14 protein-coding genes are annotated in these 16,196 nt (G+C 64.3%); 8 read left to right on the top strand and 6 right to left on the bottom strand.

The genetic code is table 11. The features are described from left to right. Positions 1-9: 9 nt before the first annotated feature. From AC1ME3_RS14040 to AC1ME3_RS14030, 3 genes are all read left to right on the top strand, one after another. On the top strand, positions 10-1,134 hold the full coding sequence (locus tag AC1ME3_RS14040; RefSeq protein ID WP_480953622.1) for a LuxR C-terminal-related transcriptional regulator: 1,125 nt from the start codon (positions 10-12) through the stop codon (positions 1,132-1,134). Between the two features lie 189 nt (positions 1,135-1,323). Next, positions 1,324-1,506 (top strand): hypothetical protein, encoded by a 183-nt coding sequence (locus AC1ME3_RS14035; RefSeq protein ID WP_480953621.1) that lies wholly within the window; start codon positions 1,324-1,326, stop codon positions 1,504-1,506. Between the two features lie 15 nt (positions 1,507-1,521). Beyond that, positions 1,522-1,665: an entericidin A/B family lipoprotein gene (locus tag AC1ME3_RS14030; protein ID WP_480953620.1), complete on the top strand. Its 144-nt coding sequence runs from the start codon at positions 1,522-1,524 to the stop codon at positions 1,663-1,665. A 685-nt stretch (positions 1,666-2,350) separates the two neighbouring features. On the opposite strand, the gene AC1ME3_RS14025 is transcribed toward AC1ME3_RS14030, so the two are convergent. Next, positions 2,351-3,211, bottom strand: coding sequence for an AraC family transcriptional regulator (locus tag AC1ME3_RS14025; RefSeq protein ID WP_480953619.1), 861 nt, complete (start codon positions 3,209-3,211; stop codon positions 2,351-2,353). Between AC1ME3_RS14025 and AC1ME3_RS14020 the strand changes: the two genes are divergently transcribed. From AC1ME3_RS14020 to AC1ME3_RS14010, 3 genes are all read left to right on the top strand, one after another. Continuing rightward, positions 3,189-4,088, top strand: a complete 900-nt coding sequence (locus tag AC1ME3_RS14020; protein ID WP_480953618.1) for an SDR family oxidoreductase — start codon at positions 3,189-3,191, stop codon at positions 4,086-4,088. The genes AC1ME3_RS14025 and AC1ME3_RS14020 overlap by 23 nt on opposite strands. A gap of 333 nt (positions 4,089-4,421) precedes the next feature. Continuing rightward, positions 4,422-5,195, top strand: coding sequence for a class A beta-lactamase (gene bla / locus AC1ME3_RS14015; RefSeq protein ID WP_480953617.1), 774 nt, complete (start codon positions 4,422-4,424; stop codon positions 5,193-5,195). A gap of 294 nt (positions 5,196-5,489) precedes the next feature. Next, positions 5,490-6,350: a hypothetical protein gene (locus tag AC1ME3_RS14010; RefSeq protein WP_480953616.1), complete on the top strand. Its 861-nt coding sequence runs from the start codon at positions 5,490-5,492 to the stop codon at positions 6,348-6,350. 75 nt (positions 6,351-6,425) lie between these two features. Here the strand turns inward: AC1ME3_RS14010 and AC1ME3_RS14005 are convergent, their stop codons facing one another. Then, on the bottom strand, positions 6,426-7,028 hold the full coding sequence (locus tag AC1ME3_RS14005) for a TetR/AcrR family transcriptional regulator (protein WP_480953615.1): 603 nt from the start codon (positions 7,026-7,028) through the stop codon (positions 6,426-6,428). 138 nt (positions 7,029-7,166) lie between these two features. On the opposite strand from AC1ME3_RS14005, the gene AC1ME3_RS14000 reads away from it, so the two are divergent. After that, entirely contained in the window at positions 7,167-7,565 is a 399-nt protein-coding gene (locus AC1ME3_RS14000; RefSeq protein WP_480953614.1) for a RidA family protein, read from the top strand. 456 nt (positions 7,566-8,021) lie between these two features. Here the strand turns inward: AC1ME3_RS14000 and AC1ME3_RS13995 are convergent, their stop codons facing one another. The 3 genes from AC1ME3_RS13995 to AC1ME3_RS13985 are packed head-to-tail and all read right to left on the bottom strand — an operon-like array spanning position 8,022 to position 12,110. Next, the gene (locus AC1ME3_RS13995; RefSeq protein ID WP_480953613.1) at positions 8,022-8,765 is read right to left on the bottom strand and encodes a dienelactone hydrolase family protein; all 744 of its coding nucleotides are present in this window, start codon (positions 8,763-8,765) and stop codon (positions 8,022-8,024) included. 31 nt (positions 8,766-8,796) lie between these two features. Beyond that, a complete protein-coding gene (locus AC1ME3_RS13990) occupies positions 8,797-10,290 on the bottom strand; it encodes a S10 family peptidase (protein WP_480955841.1) in 1,494 nt (497 codons plus the stop codon). 8 nt (positions 10,291-10,298) lie between these two features. Next, positions 10,299-12,110, bottom strand: coding sequence for a DUF885 domain-containing protein (locus AC1ME3_RS13985; RefSeq protein WP_480953612.1), 1,812 nt, complete (start codon positions 12,108-12,110; stop codon positions 10,299-10,301). Positions 12,111-12,485: 375 nt separating this feature from the next. Between AC1ME3_RS13985 and AC1ME3_RS13980 the strand changes: the two genes are divergently transcribed. Further along, positions 12,486-13,775, top strand: coding sequence for an MFS transporter (locus tag AC1ME3_RS13980; RefSeq protein ID WP_480953611.1), 1,290 nt, complete (start codon positions 12,486-12,488; stop codon positions 13,773-13,775). Here the strand turns inward: AC1ME3_RS13980 and AC1ME3_RS13975 are convergent. Continuing rightward, on the bottom strand, positions 13,762-16,020 hold the full coding sequence (locus AC1ME3_RS13975) for a glycoside hydrolase family 3 N-terminal domain-containing protein (RefSeq protein WP_480955840.1): 2,259 nt from the start codon (positions 16,018-16,020) through the stop codon (positions 13,762-13,764). The two genes, AC1ME3_RS13980 and AC1ME3_RS13975, sit on opposite strands and share 14 nt — an antisense overlap. Positions 16,021-16,196: the final 176 nt, after the last annotated feature.

Below are 16,196 nucleotides of genomic sequence, written 5' to 3'. Positions count from 1 at the left end.
GGAACGACCATGACGAACGACTGCCTGGATATCTTTACACGCCCCAACCACACGCTCGCGGGCACCGTGTGGCATGCACCCGATCGCATGACGCGGCTCGAATGCTCGATCGAGACGCACCCCGCCCCCGCCATCGTCTGCGGCTTGCGTGACCTGCGTTACGTCATGGTCAATCGCAGCTTCCTCGCGCTTACCAACAGCGCGGACGAGGATTGGCTGAGACGTTCGATGTACGAGCGCAATGTCCTCGAGGGCGTGGCGAACTACGCAATGGTAAAGCGCGCACTCGTCAACGCGCAGACGATCCCGCAGACCCGGGCCAGTCTGGCGATGCGTGACGGCACAAGCCGGTCCGTGATCGTGACGGGCCAGCCCGTAACCGTCGCCGGCCAGCCTTGCATGCTGCTTACCCTCACGGATATCGAACCATGGGATGAGACTGAACGCTGCCACGATCAACTTCGAACAAGCGTCCAAACCGCGTTCGCAACCTCGTCGGCGTGCATGATGATAGTCGATCCGGCCGACAACGTCGTGACAGTCGCGAACGACAGTCTGTGTTCGTTGCTCGGATACGCGCGAAATGACCTATCCGGTCGATCGACGGACGACATCGATATTTGGCCATTGGGACTTGCCTCCGGCTTCGTCCGTACCCAATCCGGACAGCGCCTCGAATGCCAGATTTCCGAAGCCACGGTCATGATCGCCGGCAAGGCCTACGCCCTTTGGACGTTTCAGGACGTGACCAATCGTCGGATAGACGAGCGCAACCTCGCCGCCGCGATCGAGGCGACGATATCGGAATCCAAATGGCTGAGCCACGCCATCTTGGACAACCTGACACTGCGGTCCGAGCCGGTGCGCAGCCCCCTTCCATCGGGACTGAACGACCTCACCGCACGAGAGCGCGAAGTGCTCGCGCTGATCTGTGAGGGGATGGACGACAAGACAATGGCGCGCACCTTGAACGTGAGCGGCAACACCATCCGCAACCACGTCGCGCGCGTCTACAGCAAGATTGGCGTCAATCGCAGGGTGGCCGCAGCAGCGTGGGGCCGGGCACGCGGATTCGACAAGGGAAGCGTTCATACCGCGCTACTGTCATGCACCGCTGACACGATATCGACCTGAAGGCGTGAAACAGTCGATCAATAGCCTGCTCATACTTGCCAGGCTGCTGGTGCGTCACGAATACCGATACTGACCATGAAACCTGTAGAAAATACTATCAAATCAATACATTTCAATCTGTTGGCATCGCGCATCGTCCGCTAAATCACCGATAACCTGTCTAGGCAGCCAACCGAGGAAACGACCAGCGTGAGCGAAGATGACGACGAACTTGCCATCAAGGGCAGAAAGTCTGTCGCAGACGCGCTGACAAAGCTCACCGGGGTGTCGCGCTCTCAGACTGGTATCGATCTCGATGCCGTCGATGCCGATCAATTCAAACCGGAAACTCCTCGTTCGCGCCGATCCGGCACCATCCACCTCAAACACTAAGTCGAAAGAGACAGTATGAAACAGGCATTTACACTGGCAGTTGTCGCCACAGGTCTAATCTTGACGGGTTGCCACACCGTGAATGGCGTCGGCAAAGACGTGAAGTCCGCGGGAACAGCGGTATCGAGCGCCTCTGGCGAAAACGGCAAGAAGAAGTAAGCAAAATTCGGCTCCGGCGACGTGATCATACCATAAGGTCAATGCCTGCGTGAACTCATCATCGCCGACGACGCCGAGAGCCGAGGTCAGTCGAAAGTCTTAGCCTGTACGCTTCAGGTTGCCTGCTCTCGCGCGATCAGGCTGCTACGTGTTGCGATACCACTCCAACTTCCGATGGAGCGGTATAGCCATGACAGTCTTCGGCACCTCGTTTCTTTTTTCGGCCGGTTTTGTATTCCGTCCCCCGTGCAATATCGGTCGAAAATGGCCCCGCTGCCCTGGCAGCGGGGCTTCTTTTTGTCCATTGAACAGTAGATCGAAACTAGCGAGGTCACTCTTTTCAGTTGTTTCGCGCTAGGACGCCACATCCCCTTGAGCCGAGAGAAGCGCTAGTCGAGCATGAGCTTCTCGATTCGAACCTTCCCGGCAGGATGGTGAATTGGCCTGTCGATTGCAGGCAGCGGAAGCTCTCGCAGCACGGCGCGCGAAGTGGACATTGCGCCATCGAGTGTCAGCACATGGTGGCCCGCTGCGTCGGCCGGTCCCCCGATGGCGCGACGATGCGGTAAGCGCGTTTGATGAAACGGGATCGGTGCGGGCGAACTCCGCCTGAACGCCCCACTGCCTGCAGCTTCGTATCTTTTGGCCGAGATCGTTCCGACTTTTCCGTATCGATATCCGGCGATCAAACTGGACGTGCGACCACGTCGTGAACGGGCGCCCTCCCGAACGCGCGCTTGTATTCGCGGCTGAATTGCGAGGCGCTGGCATAGCCCATCTCGAAGGCCGTGGACGTGACGGTCATCGCCCCGGTCGCCAACCGGCGGCGTGCCTCCAGCAACCGGACGTGCTGATGATAGGCAAGTGGCGCGTAGCCCGTCACCGACTTGAAATGTCGATGGAAGGACGTGACGCTCATACCGACATGCGCCGCCAGCCATGCGACGCGCATCGGGCTGACAGCATTTCGTCCGATCCATTCCGCGGCGCGCTTGATCTGCGCGAAGCGGGCATCGTGCCGGCCAATCTGGCGAAGCCTGGGCCCGAGCGGTCCCTGAAGCAGCCGATAGCAGAGTTCGCGTTCGTACTGCGGCATAAGCATAGGGATTTCGGCCGGCGCATCGAGCAACCGCAGGAGGCGGCCGAGCGGCTCGACGACGGCCTCGTCGACCTGGGCGAAGGAAATCGCGCCGGACAATGTCCTGGTATCGTCCGGCATTTCGAGGAGCAGGTCCGCTATGATCGACGGATCGACTCTCCACTCTATGCCGAGATAGGGCGTTGCCGGCGTCGCCATCACCACCTGGCTGGTGAACGGCAACCCGACCGACGCCACCGCACTCGTCCCGGCAGCGCAATCCAGTGTCGTGTCGGCGATCGCCATTCGTTTGGCGCCTTGCAGCAGCAGATAGAATTCGGGCTCGAATAGAGCAGGGATCATTCCGGTCGGACCGTCTGCGGTCCAGATCGTCAGGCGCGGCATCGCGGTGGGTTGGCCGTCGGCCGAGGCATGGCGGACAACCGTGGATATCAGGTTCGTCAGCATCGCCGATCTCCGCGCCCTACCCGACATTCTGTCAACCCAACGCTGCGCGCAATTTGGCAGGATCGGGCAAGTCATCGGCAGGATCGAGGATGCGCGAGGTTCGGCACACGGCGATACCACCGTCATGGAAAACACCTCTGCGAACGCTCCTAGCGTTCTCGTCACCGGCGCCAACAAAGGCATCGGCCTCGCCATCGCCCGGCAGCTCGGCGACCATGGCTATCGCGTCTGGCTGGGATGCCGCGACCTCGGTCGGGGAGAAGCAGCAGCCGCCGAACTCCGGACGGGCGGCGTGGACGCGCGTGTTCTCACGCTCGACGTCACGGACGCCGCAAGCGTGGGCGCTGCCGCCGGACGGCTCGAGGGGGAGATCGATGCACTGGACGTGCTCGTCAACAACGCCGGTATCAGTCTCGGCATGCCATTTCGCCCGAGCGAGGAAAGCCTCGACGACATCCGCGCCATGTTCGAGGTCAACACCTTCGCCCCGTTGGCGGTCACGCAGGCATTCCTGCCGCTGTTGCGCCGCGCCAAGTCCGCGCGCATCGTCATGACGAGCAGTGGCCTCGGGTCTCTCGCCGACGCAACGGACATGGCGGGACTGTTCTGGAACGTCGCCTTTGCTGGCTATTGCGCATCGAAGGCAGCGCTCAACATGCTGACGGTCAAGCTGGCCAAGGAGCTTCTCGACGAGGGCATCAAGGTCAACGCGGCCGATCCGGGATTTACCGCAACCGACCTGAACACCCATACCGGTCATCGCACGGTGGAAGAAGCGGCACGCATCGTCGTCGATCTTGCCACGCTAGGCGCGCTTGGACCCAGCGGCGGGTTTTTCCACGACGGACATGCCGGACAGTCCCGGCATCGCTGGTGATCGATGACGGGCCGGGGGCCAATCGTCGATCCTCAGCGACATTGACGCCTTCAGCGACCCAATTAAACGTTCGGCCGCGCCGCGAATGGAACCTACGGATGTTGCTTTCGCCAACGTGACCGTATGCGGCGCACGCCCGGCTCGGTCGCTTGATCGACGCACGAGGCCGCGTACCGCACGCTGCGCAACAACCCGAGGTTACCCATGTCCATGCATCCGACGCGACGAACGTTAGGCCTCCTCACCTTCGGCATGCTCTCGGGGGCGACCGCCTTCGCGAAGCAGACCGCGCCGCGGAACGTGGGAGCGAACGCAAAGACAGCGGATACGGAATTGGCCGCGCTTGAGGCCCGAGGGGGCGGTCGGCTTGGCGTCTTCGCGGTCGATACGGGAACCGGTGCGACGATCTCGCATCGCGCCGACGAGCGCTTCCCGATGTGCAGCACACACAAGGTGCTGGTGGGCGGCGCGATCCTTTCGCTGATCGAGGCAGGCAAGCTCAGGCTCGACCAGATGATCCCCTACGGCTCCAACGATCTGCTCGAATATGCCCCCGTCACGAAGAAGAACCTGTCCGCGGGAGCGATGTCGGTACAGGGACTCTGTGAGGCAGCGATCCGGTGGAGCGACAACACTGCCGACAATCTCCTGCTCAAACTGATCGACGGTCCTGCCGGTTGGACGCGGTATGCGCGATCGATCGGCGATACGGCGTCGCGGCTCGACCGCTTCGAACCGGAGCTCAACACGTCGCTCGCTGGCGATCCGCGCGACACATCCACGCCCGCCGCGATGACCCGGACGCTCGCGACACTGTTGTTCGGCACCGTCCTCAATGACGCATCCCGCGCGCACCTGAAGGGCTGGATGCTCGACAGCGAAATCACCGCGAAGTTGCTGCCTGCCGGCGTGCCGTCCGGATGGCACGTCGCCGACAAGTCGGGATCGGGCGCAAACGGGAGCCGCAACGATATCGGCGTCCTGTTTCCCGCGCGCGGGGCCCCGATCGTGATGTCCGTCTTCTACACCGGCAGCGCGGCGCCACAGGCGGAACGCGAGACGATCATCGCGCGCTGCGCAACCATCGCCGCTCGGACCTTCCGCTAAGTACGCCATTTGCGATCGACGCTGCTGGTTCAGCGTTCGACAGGAGGCCGAGCGATACGTTTTGACGACGGTTCGCCCATAATAATAAGCGAGATCGCGAAAGCGGCACGCTTCCGGACCCGACACAAGGGACCGGCAGTACACTTGGGGACACGTTCTTCATCAAGACGGATGCGGTGATCGATTTCGGAAGCGGGACACTTTACGTTCGCGATACCAAGAAAGGCTGACACGGTGGCATTCGTTCGCAAGTTGAATTCAGCGGGGGCACGGAACGCTGGAACCCGCAAACGCGTGATCGGCCTGCCAGTCTGGCTGGCCATGTTCGCCACGCTTATGCCTCTTGCGTCCGCACAGGCGCTTGATGCAGATCGGGTCATACCCCTGCATGACGAAGCCGGTGGAGCGATGTCGATCGAGGCCACCATCGACGGCCAGCGCGGTATTTTCCTGTTCGACAGCGGCTGGGGGGTGTCCGCGTTGAGCCCCGTCATGGCCGACCGGGTCGGTTGCCAACCCTGGGGACAGCTCACCGGATTCCGTGCGATCGGCGAGCGCGTCGACATGCGCCAGTGCCGCCCTGCGACGATCGTCCTTGGCGACCAGCGCATTCGACTGCCGACGCTCGGCTATGTCGACATACAACGCTTCATGCCGCCTGGCAGCCCGGTATATGGTGGAGGCCTTGGCCTGGACATGTTTGCCGGACGGATCGTCACGCTTCGCGCGCGGGCCCGGCAGATCGTCTTGGAAAGTCCCGCCAGCCTCGAAAAGCGGATCGCTCATGCCAGGCCGATACCGATCCGGCTGGTGCGCGAGGTCCAGGGCGCGGCGCTGACCGTGGACGTCGGTGTACCGACGCCGCAAGGGATGCTGTGGATGGAACTCGACACCGGCAACTCCGGCCCCACGATGATCGCCCGCCATGCCGCGGCGCTGGTTGGTCTCAAGCCCGATCAGGAGCTCGGGCAGAACGTGTCGATGACGATCGTTCCGGGCGCAGTCGTTCAGGGACCTGCCCTCGTGCGAGACCTGATCATGGACGGCAATATCGGGCTCGATTTCCTGCGCCGGTGGGACCTCACACTGGACCTCGACAGGGGCCGGGCATGGCTCGCGCCGAGCGACGGGAACGAACGAACGGTGCGAGACTGAACCGCTGGATCGGCGATACGCCAGTTAGACGGTAGCCATTGTCTCCCCCTGCTCTTGGCGCGTCATTTTCGCTTATCAGGCATCGGCGTGCAACAGGCCGCCGGCCAGGCGCCGAAACGCGCTAACGGCATGAGCGAGGACCGTGGGCGGATCGGCGGCCGCTGCCACCCATAGCGCCGCACTCAGCGCCGCCCCGTTAAGCAACCGTCCCGCCGCCTCGACATCGATCGGCGGCACCGAGCCATCGTCGATGAGCGAGCGGATCGTTCGCATCGTAACCTCGAGGCAGGCATTCTCGCCCGGCCACCTCGATGGATCGCCGAGCACCGCAGGACCATCGAGCAGCATGATCCGCTGGATCTCGGGATCGAGCGCCATCTTGATATAGGCGCCGCCCTCGTCGAGCAGGCCATCCCAGATCGTCGGCGCCTTCTCGCGCACGGCGCGCAGGCGGTCTGCCATCTCGCCGTCGATCTGCTCGACCACCGCCCACAGCAGGCCCTTCTTGTCGCCGAACTGATGATAGAGTGCGCCTCGAGTCAGGCCAGCGGTGGCCGTCAGATCGTCCATCGAGGCCGCCGCATACCCCTGCGTCGCGAACGCATCACGCGCGGCCCGGACGAGCCTCGCGCGATTTTCCAACATCATGTCGGCCCGCTTGCCCGTGGACGCTGCCATATTCCAAAACCTCGATTTGACATACGCCTCGTATGTCGACATAACTCACATACGTTCCGTATACCAAAGGCGGCGCAACGCATAGCGGTGCACGGATCGGAACGTCCCAAGCCGTCGTAGCGCTTCAAGGAGACATCCATGTCCACTCGCCAACCAATATTTCCTCCAAACCGACATGCCCTTTACGACGAGCATCGGTACTCTGCAGCGATCAAGTCCGGCGATCTCCTGTTCGTGTCCGGTCAAGTCGGTAGCCGCGAGGATGGTTCGCCCGAACCGCTGTTCGAGGATCAGGTCCGCCGTGCGTTCGCCAACCTTCGCGCCGTGCTCGAGGCCGCGGGGTGTGGTTTCGAGGACGTGGTGGACATCACCACCTTCCACACCGATCCCGAAAACCAGTTCGAAACGATCATGGCCGTCCGCAATGCCGAGATCGGCGAGCCGCCCTATCCGAACTGGACAGCGGTCGGCGTCACCTGGCTCGCCGGGTTCGACTTCGAGATCAAGGCGATCGCTCGCATACCAGCGAAAGACTGAGAACGCTTCGTACACAGAGGCGTCGATCGCGGCGTCTCTGCGTAGGTGTTCGGTTGCAGCATCGTCTTGCCTTAAACCGGTCCGTGCACATCGCACGGCGTTTCAGGCAAAGGCGAGCCGTCCATCCCGGACGGGCCAGATGTCCATTACGGCGAATGGCTATACGTCAACATCGATCAGTGCGCGAAGTTGAAGGCTAGCAACGGCGCACTTGGGTCCGGGAAAATCTTGTATCAAGCGCCGATCGACGGGTTGTTGACGGACCAAATCGATTTCAGCCGGCTGCCGGGCGTTCCATCGGCGCGAAGGACTTCGTGAAACCACCAGTCTGGTCCTCCGGCGGATAGGCTGCTTGCGGCCGTCCCACGGTAGGCGGACTCTTGATCCCTCTGCTCGTGAATAAACGGCGTCGCTCTGCGACTTGGGCGGTCAGATGGCAGCGTCTCCCGGGCAGGATCATACCAGAGCGCGACGATAGAACGCCATTGTCAGCGCCATGGCCTGAAGGAACAGCGCAGGATCGTAACGCGGGCCTTCGTCTCGCAAGAACGCATGCTGCGCGTTCAGTTCATGCCATTCATACGAGGCGCCGATTTGTTCTAGCCGCGCACGGATGGCTTCCCGACCAGCATAGGGAACGTGCGGGTCCTGGCGTCCCCAAACGAACAGGGTTTCCGCCTTCAACTCGGACATGCGTGCCAAGCTATCGTCCGACCGCCCCTTCCCGAGCGTGCCCGAATGGATGTCGGTCGGGTAGAAGCACGCGGCGGCGGACACGCGCGGATCGAGCGCCGCGCGGTAGGCGAGATGGCCGCCGAGGCACACGCCGAACGTTCCCAGCCGGCCATTGCACGCCGGGTGCGCGAGCAATGCGGACAGGCCGGCCTCCGCGTCCGCGTCGAAGGCGGCGACGGGCTTGGCGATCTTCAACGCGTTGCCGCGATCCGTGCCGGCGAGATCATAAGCGAGGACCGTGCCCGGCGCCTCATACTCGTGATAGACCTCGGGCACGGCGACGAGATAGCCGTTGCCGGCGATCATCGAGGCCAGCCGGCGGATCGGTGCGGTGACCTGATAGATTTCCGAGAACAGCAGAATGCCGGGGAAGCGGCCCTCGATCGTGGGCCGGAACACGTGCATCCGCATCGGGCCGCTGCCGGACACGGCGACATCCTGGGTTTCGTCGCTGCGCAAGATCATCCGCTCATCCTTATACCGGTACGATTCCGGGTCATCGCGCGCCGCCGCCATACATCGCGCGCGCGTCGCGCTTGAACGCCGCGCCGCTGTCCTCGCGGCTGTAGAACATGTGTCCGCCCGGATAGACGTTGAGCTTCACGCGCTCGGTGGCGCCGAAGCTCGGCATCTGGTCGACGATCAGCCGCGAGGCGAAGAACGGGCAGGACAGATCGTCCCAGCCGTGGACGATCATCACCGCCATCTTGGGATCGTTGGCGATCGCTTTGCGCAGATCAGTGACGGGCGTGTCGTCGGGCTTGCCGCGATCCCACGCCGAATTCACCTCGTACGACAGCGCATGATAGCGCGCGTCGGTCTTCCAGCCGACGACACGCGTGACGAAGTCGACCATCGCGCTGGTCGTCGGCGCGATCAGCGCGTCGAGGATCGGGTCGTTCGACTGGCGCTGCGCGGACCAGGGAAACGGATCGAACGCGGTCACGTTCGAATCGTAGACGCTGCCGATCGTCCCGTCGGCACGGTGGATCTCGCGCAGGAACGTCGCGGAGTCGACGCGGCCGCCCATCTTCTGCACCAGCGCCGGATCGAGCCCGGTCAGCCGGCTGACGTTGGTGACGAGCCGCGAGACCGCCTGCGGATCGGTGCGTCCGCGCAGCAGATCGGTCGCGAAGGCGCCGCGGGTGTACGCCTCGACGTCGACCATCGCCGCAGGGGTCAGTTGATGCTGTTGCTCGAGATGCGCCGCCGCCATCGACGGCAGGTCGATCATCCACGGCAACGGCGACAAGGCGGTCGCGCCGTCGCCCGAGGCGGGATCGAGATACGGCGAGACCATCACGATGCCGTTGACCCCGACGCCGATCTGCGACTGGAGTTCGTACGCGATCCGCGGCGCGCGGTAGCCGCCATAGCTTTCGCCCATAACGTATTTCGGCGAGCGCAGACGCCCGGCTTTCACGAGCCAGTCGTAGACGACTTTCGACAGGTATTTGATGTCGGGGTCGTTCGCGTAGAACGCCTTCTTGGTCTTTTCCTCGTCGACCAGGCTGCGGCTGAAGCCGGTGCCGACCGGATCGATGAAGACGAGATCGGTGAAGTCGAGCCAGCTGTTCGGATTGTCGGTGGTGATCGGTGCATCGGACGGCGCATTGCCCTGCGCGCCGAACTGGACGCGCTTGGGGCCGACCGCGCCGAGGTTGAGATACACCGACGACGCGCCGGGGCCGCCGTTGAAGGCGAACGTCACCGGGCGATTGGTGGCGCCTCCCGTCGCGACATAGGACGTGTAGACGATCTGGCCGATTTCCTTGCCCTTGTCGTCGCGCACGGAAATCGTCCCGATGGTGGCATCGTAGGCGATGCTCCGACCGCCGATCGACGCCGACTGGCGGACCGTCTTGTCGGCGGGGAGCGGCGGGAACTTGACCTCGTCGTCGACCTTCTTCTCGACGGTCGAAGTCTCCTTCTTCTCCTGTGCCGCGATCGGCGCGGCGAGCAGGCTGGTTGCGGCCAGCGCGGTGAGCATGCGCGCGATCACTTGGCCGCCCCGCCGCCAGCGGCGATCCAGGCGTCGATCTTGCGTTCGAGCACGGGCATCGGCAGCGATCCGGTATCGAGCACCTGCGCATGGAAATTACGCGGATCGAACTTCGCGCCGAGCGCCGCCTGCGCCTTCACCTTGGTCCGCGCGATCGTCAGCTGGCCGATCTTGTAGGCGAGTGCCTGGCCCGGAATAGCGATGTAGCGTTCGACCTCGGCAGTCGCGTCGGTTCGCGCCATCGGCGAATTGGCGAGCATATATTTAATCGCCTGATCGCGCGTCCAACCCTTGGCATGGATGCCGCTGTCGACGACCAGCCGCATCGCGCGCAGCATTTCGTCGTTCAGCCCACCCGTCCGCTGATACGGATCGGTCTCCATGCCCAACTCCTTCCACAGGCTCTCGGCATACAGCGCCCAGCCTTCGACATACGCGGTGTTGCCGCCGAACCGCATGAAGGCGGGCAGCGCGGTGTTCTCCTGCGCGAGGCTGATCTGGAAATGGTGCCCCGGCACGCCTTCATGGAGGAACAGCGTCTCCATCTCCCACATGTAGCGCGAGGGCAGGTCGTAGGTATTGTAATAGAACACCCCGGGCCGCAGGCCGTCAGGCGTTCCGCCCTGATACGAGCCACCGGCCTCGGTCTTTTCCTTGAAGGCCGGGACCGGGCGGATCTCGAGCGCGGTCTTCGGCGTCAGCGAGAATTGCTCGGGAATACGCTGGTAGATGCGCTTTTCGATCGCACGATACCCGTCGCGCAACTGGTCGACCGAACTTGGCTGGAACTGCTTGTCGGTACGCAGGAAGGTGAAGAAGGCGGGCAGATCGCCCTTGAACCCAACCGCTTGCTTCTGCGTCTCCATCCCCTTCAGGATCCGCGCGACTTCGGACAGGCCGAGCTGGTGGACCTGCTCGGCGGTCATCGGCAGCGTGGTGCTCTTGCGGATCAGATAGGTGTAATACGCATCGCCGCCCGGGAGCGCGGACAAGCCGACGGTGTCGCGTGCGACCGGTAGATAGGTCTTGGCGAGGAAGTCGCGCATCCGCTGGTGCGCGGGCGTGATGACATCGCGGATCTGCTTCGCATACGCCGCCTTCAACCGCGCCTGGTCGCCCGCCGAGATCGTCGCGGGGAAGGTCTTCACGGGGCCGTAGAAGGTCGAGCCCTCGACGCCTTCCGCGATGAGGTTGTCGAACTCCTGGATCATGTTGGTCACGACCAGCTTGGGCTGGACGATCTTATCCTTCATGCCCTGGCGGAACAGGCCGATCGCGCGGTCGAGCACGACGGCATATTGCGCGCTGCGCTTGAGGTTGTTCTCATAGTCCGCGAGCGTCTTGAACGGCGCCGCGCCCTTGCCCGACGCGAAGTCGGGATAGAAGGTCTGGAACCCGTTGAAGTGATCGATCGGCAGGTCGCGCTCGACCTTCAGGATCGCGGGCGCGTAGCCCGCGAGATCGGTCTCGTTGCGGGTCTTGAACACATCGTACGCGATCTGGTCGGTCGCGGTTAGCTTGGTCCGGTCGATCGTTTTCAGCGCGGCAAGGTCATGCTCGATCGCCGCGCGCTCCGCCGCAAGATACGCATCCGTCAGATAGTCGCCGAGCCGATCGGCATAGCGCAGGTCACCGCGAAAGATCGCCTCGATCGGATTGCGCTTCAGGCTGGCCTCGTCGCTGTCGTAGAATAATCGCTTGAGGCGCGTATCGTCTGCGCTTTCGCCTTGCTGCGCGACCGGCTGTGGCAGCGCCTGCGCCGACGCCGGGGCCGCGGCGAACGTGGTGGACAGTAAAGCGACGATCATCAGTTTGACGGACACAATGCGTTCCTCTGGATGCAATGACGCCGGGGTAGGATGCGGCAGGTGTACTCGCAAGCGGCTGCGATCAGATGCCGGTCAAATCGGAACGATCTAGAAACGGCCCACGCCAGGACGGGGGTCAGGCGGTGTCGGCAAAACAGTCGTTGATCGGCGGGAGGTGTCTGAAAATGTCGATTGAATCCCGGAGGCTCACGGTCGCCTACTGGTATGCGCGCAAATGTGGGCTAAGCACGCGGTCAACATGGCTGCCTGCCATGACCCACTATGCCGTTATAATCGTCGGCTCGCCCCGAACGCCGCAACAGGTCGGACGAGAGAGGTTCGCTCATGAACGGGAAATCCCCGATACGGTCGGCCTTGCCTCGCGATCCCGCAACGCCGAACGGCACGCTTGTGCTCTTCAGCGCCGGTGACTTCGCGTTCAACCTATATTGGCAGGCGATCAGCCTGTACCTGCTGTTCTTCTACATGGACGCGCTCGCGTTGCCGCCCGCCACCGCCGGGCTTTTGTTCATGATCGGCGCGATCTGGGATGGCGCCGCCGACTTTCTCGCCGGGGCGACGGCGGAGCGGATGCGGCTTTCCTATCGTCGGTTGGTTGGATGCGGCGCGTTGCCACTGGGGTTGGCGTTCGTCGCGATGTTCGCTGTGCCGGCGGGGGCCGCGCACTGGGCACTGGCGACCCAGTTGCTGTTTCGCACGCTCTACGCATTCACCAACATTCCGTACGCTGCGTGGACCACGCGGGTAGCGCGGACCAGTCGGGAGCGGTCGCTGGTAGCCGGCTGGCGGATGGGCTTCGGCTCCGCCGCCGCAGCCTTGGTGGCGCTCGCGCTGCCTTGGCTGGTGGAGCGGACCGGCAGTTACGGCGCCGCGGCTGCGCTGCTTGCCGCGGTCGGCGTGCCACTGGTCGCGATCGTGGCGTGGCGCGTTCCCGAACCGATCCCCCCTGCCCTGCACGTCGACAGACCGGCTATCCGCGCGGGACTGGCGACGCTCGCCGGCAACCGGGCGTTCGTGGCGCTCAACATCGCCGCCGCTTTGGGTGGCGCGGCAACAGCGCTGACCGCCCAATCAGTGCTGTATTTCTTTCGCTACGTCCTGCTCGATACCGCCGGCGGACCGCGCGCCCTCGCTGGCATGGCGCTCACCAGCCTGACCGCCGTGCCAATCTGGACCGCGCTCGCCCGAGTTCATGGCGCGCGCATTGCCTGGATAGCCGCGGGCGTGCTGGCGCTGGTACTGCCTGTCGGATTCGCGCTGGTCGTTGCCCCCGGCAGCATGGCGACAGCCGCGTTCCTGCTCGCCATGCAGGCGGCCTTTATCGGATTCGCCCTTGCCGCATGGACGCTGCTGCCCGACGCGGTCGACTGGGACGAAGCGCGCACCGGCAAGCGGGTCGAGGCACTCGCGTTCGGGACGTTCGCGCTCGTGCAGAAGATCGCATTGGCCGGAGCGGGGTTTGCAATCGGCGCGGTGTATCAGGCGAACGGCTTCGTCGCGGGAGTCGCGCAGGGCGCGGACAGCTTGCGCGCCATTCGCTGGCTGATGCTCGCCGGACCCGCGGTGCTGATCGCGGCGATGCTGGTGGCGGTGATCGCCATCCCGCTTCGCCGCAATACGCTGTCGCTCCTCAGGCGAGCGTGAATTCGCCCGACACGCCTTCGGCCTGTGCCGAGGGCGCGATCCAGATCTGGAACCGGCCTGGCTCAACGGTCGGTTTCAGATCGCGTCCGACGAACAGCAGATCGCTGCGGCGGAGCGTAAAGGACACGACCTGGCGCTCGCCGGGTTTCAGCGCGATCTTCCGGAATGCCTTCAGTTCGCGCACCGGGCGGGTGATGCTGGCGGCAAGATCGCGGATGTAGAGCTGGACCACCTCTTCCGCCGCGCGCGTCCCGGTGTTGGCGATCGCTGCGCGCACGGTCAGCGCGCCATCGCTCGCGATGGTTCCGGTACCCAGGTCGAGGTCGGCATAGCTTATCGTGCCATAGGTTAGGCCGTGGCCGAACGGAAACAGAGCGTCGTTGGCGAACTCGCGGTAATGCGCCTTGTATTCGGACAGCGGCCCCGGTGGATTGGGGCGGCCGGTGCTCTTGTGATCGTAGTGATAGGGCTCCTGCCCGGTCGCATGCGGGAACGACACCGGCAGGCGCGCGGATGGCCCCATCTTGCCGAACAGCACGTCGGCGATCGCCGGCCCGTCCTGCGAGCCCAGGAACCACGTGACGAGGATCGCGGGCGCGTCGAGAACCGCTCCGCTGAGCGCAAGCGCGCGGCCCGTGCGTAGCAGGACGACGAGCGGCTTGCCGGTTGCGGCGACCGCTTCGACCAGCGCCATCTGCGCTGAGGGGATAACGATGTCGACGCGCGATTGTGCCTCGCCCGACATACGCTGGCTCTCTCCGATCGCGAGCACGACGACGTCGGCCGCGTGCGCTGCGGCGACCGCAGCGGCGATGCCGCCGGCCAGAGGTTCGTCGATGCCCGAGCCGAGCGCGATGCTGACGAGCGACGGATCGGCAACGGTTGCGCGAACGCCGGTCGCGAGATCCACGGCCTCGGCATCGGTGCCGTAGACGTTCCAGGGGCCGATCAGGTCGTGCTGTCCGGCCGCGAACGGACCGATCAGCGCGATCCGTTTCCCGATGCGTGGCAACGGCAGAAGGCCACCGTCGTTCTTCAGCATAACGATCGACTTTGCACCGGCTTCACGAGCGAGTACCAGGTTCTCCCGCGTACGGATCCGGGTCTTTTCGCGGCGCGGATCGATCCGGCGGAACGGGTCGTCGAACAGCCCGAGCTGCACCTTCAACGCGAGGACGCGACGGACGGCTTCGTCGAGCCGGGCCATCGGTACGTCGCCCGACGCGACCAGATCTGGCAGATGCTTCAGGTAAAACCCGCTTTGCATGCTCATGTCGACGCCGGCCATGAACGCGAGCTTGGTCGCTTCGCGCGCGTCGGCTGCGAAGCCGTGCGCGATCAGTTCCTCGTCGCCGGTGTAATCGGACACGACCAGCCCGCCGAAACCCCATTCGCGCCGCAGGACGTCGGTGAGCAGCCACGGGTTTGCCGTCGCGGGGACGCCGTTGATCTCGTTGAACGACGCCATCACGGTCGGCGAGCCCGCGGCGAACGCGGACTGGAAGGGCGGGAAATACGTCTCGCGGAGGATGCGCTCGGAAATGTCGACCGAGTTGTAGTCGAGCCCCGCCTCGGCTGCGCCATAGGCGGCGAAATGCTTGGCGCAGGATGCCACCGCATCGGGTGCCTCGAGACCGTGCTCGCCCTGGAACCCGCGGACGCGCGCAGCCGCCATCATCCGGCCGAGCAGCACGTCCTCCCCGGCGCCCTCGACCCCGCGTCCCCAGCGCGCGTCGTGGGCGATGTCGACCATCGGCGCGAACGTCCAGTCGATGCCGGATGCCGCTGCCTCCGCGCCCGCCGCGCGCGCGGTCCGCCGCACCAGCTCCGGATCGAAGCTGGCGGCTTCAGCGAGCGGTACGGGGAAGACGGTCCGCAGGCCGTGGATGACGTCGGCGGCAAACAACAGCGGGATCTTGAGCCTCGACTCGCGCAGGGCAACGGTCTGCATCCGCTGTGCCATGACCGCGCCGTTACCGTTGAACACGCCGCCAAGTCGCCCCGCCCGGACGTCGGCGAGCTGTCCGTCGAAGCTGGCGGACCCGCCCGCCGGGTTGAGCGAGGTCGCCGCGCCACCCGCCCATGCCGCGGCCATCAGCGTCAGCTGGCCGGCTTTTTCGACCACCGTCATCTGCCCGATCAGCGCTTCGACGGAGGCGTGTAATGCGGCCGTACCGCCCCTCGCCTGCTGGAGCAACGCGCGCGCGGGACTGGCCGCCCAAGCCGTCACCGCGGCCGCGCCCATCAGTATCGCCCGCCGTGAAATCGCCGTCGAACTTGCCTGTGAATGTGTTGCCGCCGTCATCCGCTCACCCTTGTCCATGCCTTTAGCGATTCCCCGTCAGAGCGATCGTCGCAAGGTTCTTGATCCAGCCTTCTGGGTCATGTAACCGGTTACATCAAGAATAAGATGCCGGTCGC

Source organism: Sphingomonas sp. BL2, assembly GCF_056680015.1.
The sequence above is the reverse complement of the archived record's forward strand: the minus strand, read 5'-3'. Positions and strand labels throughout refer to the sequence as shown.

Coding starts and splice junctions, on each gene's coding strand:
- AC1ME3_RS14025 (WP_480953619.1), bottom strand. CDS start 3,211: ATGCTGACGAACCTGATATCCACGGTTGTCCGCCATGCCTCGGCCGAC.
- AC1ME3_RS13990 (WP_480955841.1), bottom strand. CDS start 10,290: ATGCTCACCGCGCTGGCCGCAACCAGCCTGCTCGCCGCGCCGATCGCG.
- AC1ME3_RS14030 (WP_480953620.1), top strand. CDS start 1,522: ATGAAACAGGCATTTACACTGGCAGTTGTCGCCACAGGTCTAATCTTG.
- AC1ME3_RS14005 (WP_480953615.1), bottom strand. CDS start 7,028: ATGGCAGCGTCCACGGGCAAGCGGGCCGACATGATGTTGGAAAATCGC.
- AC1ME3_RS14040 (WP_480953622.1), top strand. CDS start 10: ATGACGAACGACTGCCTGGATATCTTTACACGCCCCAACCACACGCTC.
- AC1ME3_RS13995 (WP_480953613.1), bottom strand. CDS start 8,765: ATGATCTTGCGCAGCGACGAAACCCAGGATGTCGCCGTGTCCGGCAGC.
- AC1ME3_RS13975 (WP_480955840.1), bottom strand. CDS start 16,020: ATGGGCGCGGCCGCGGTGACGGCTTGGGCGGCCAGTCCCGCGCGCGCG.
- AC1ME3_RS14000 (WP_480953614.1), top strand. CDS start 7,167: ATGTCCACTCGCCAACCAATATTTCCTCCAAACCGACATGCCCTTTAC.
- AC1ME3_RS13985 (WP_480953612.1), bottom strand. CDS start 12,110: ATGATCGTCGCTTTACTGTCCACCACGTTCGCCGCGGCCCCGGCGTCG.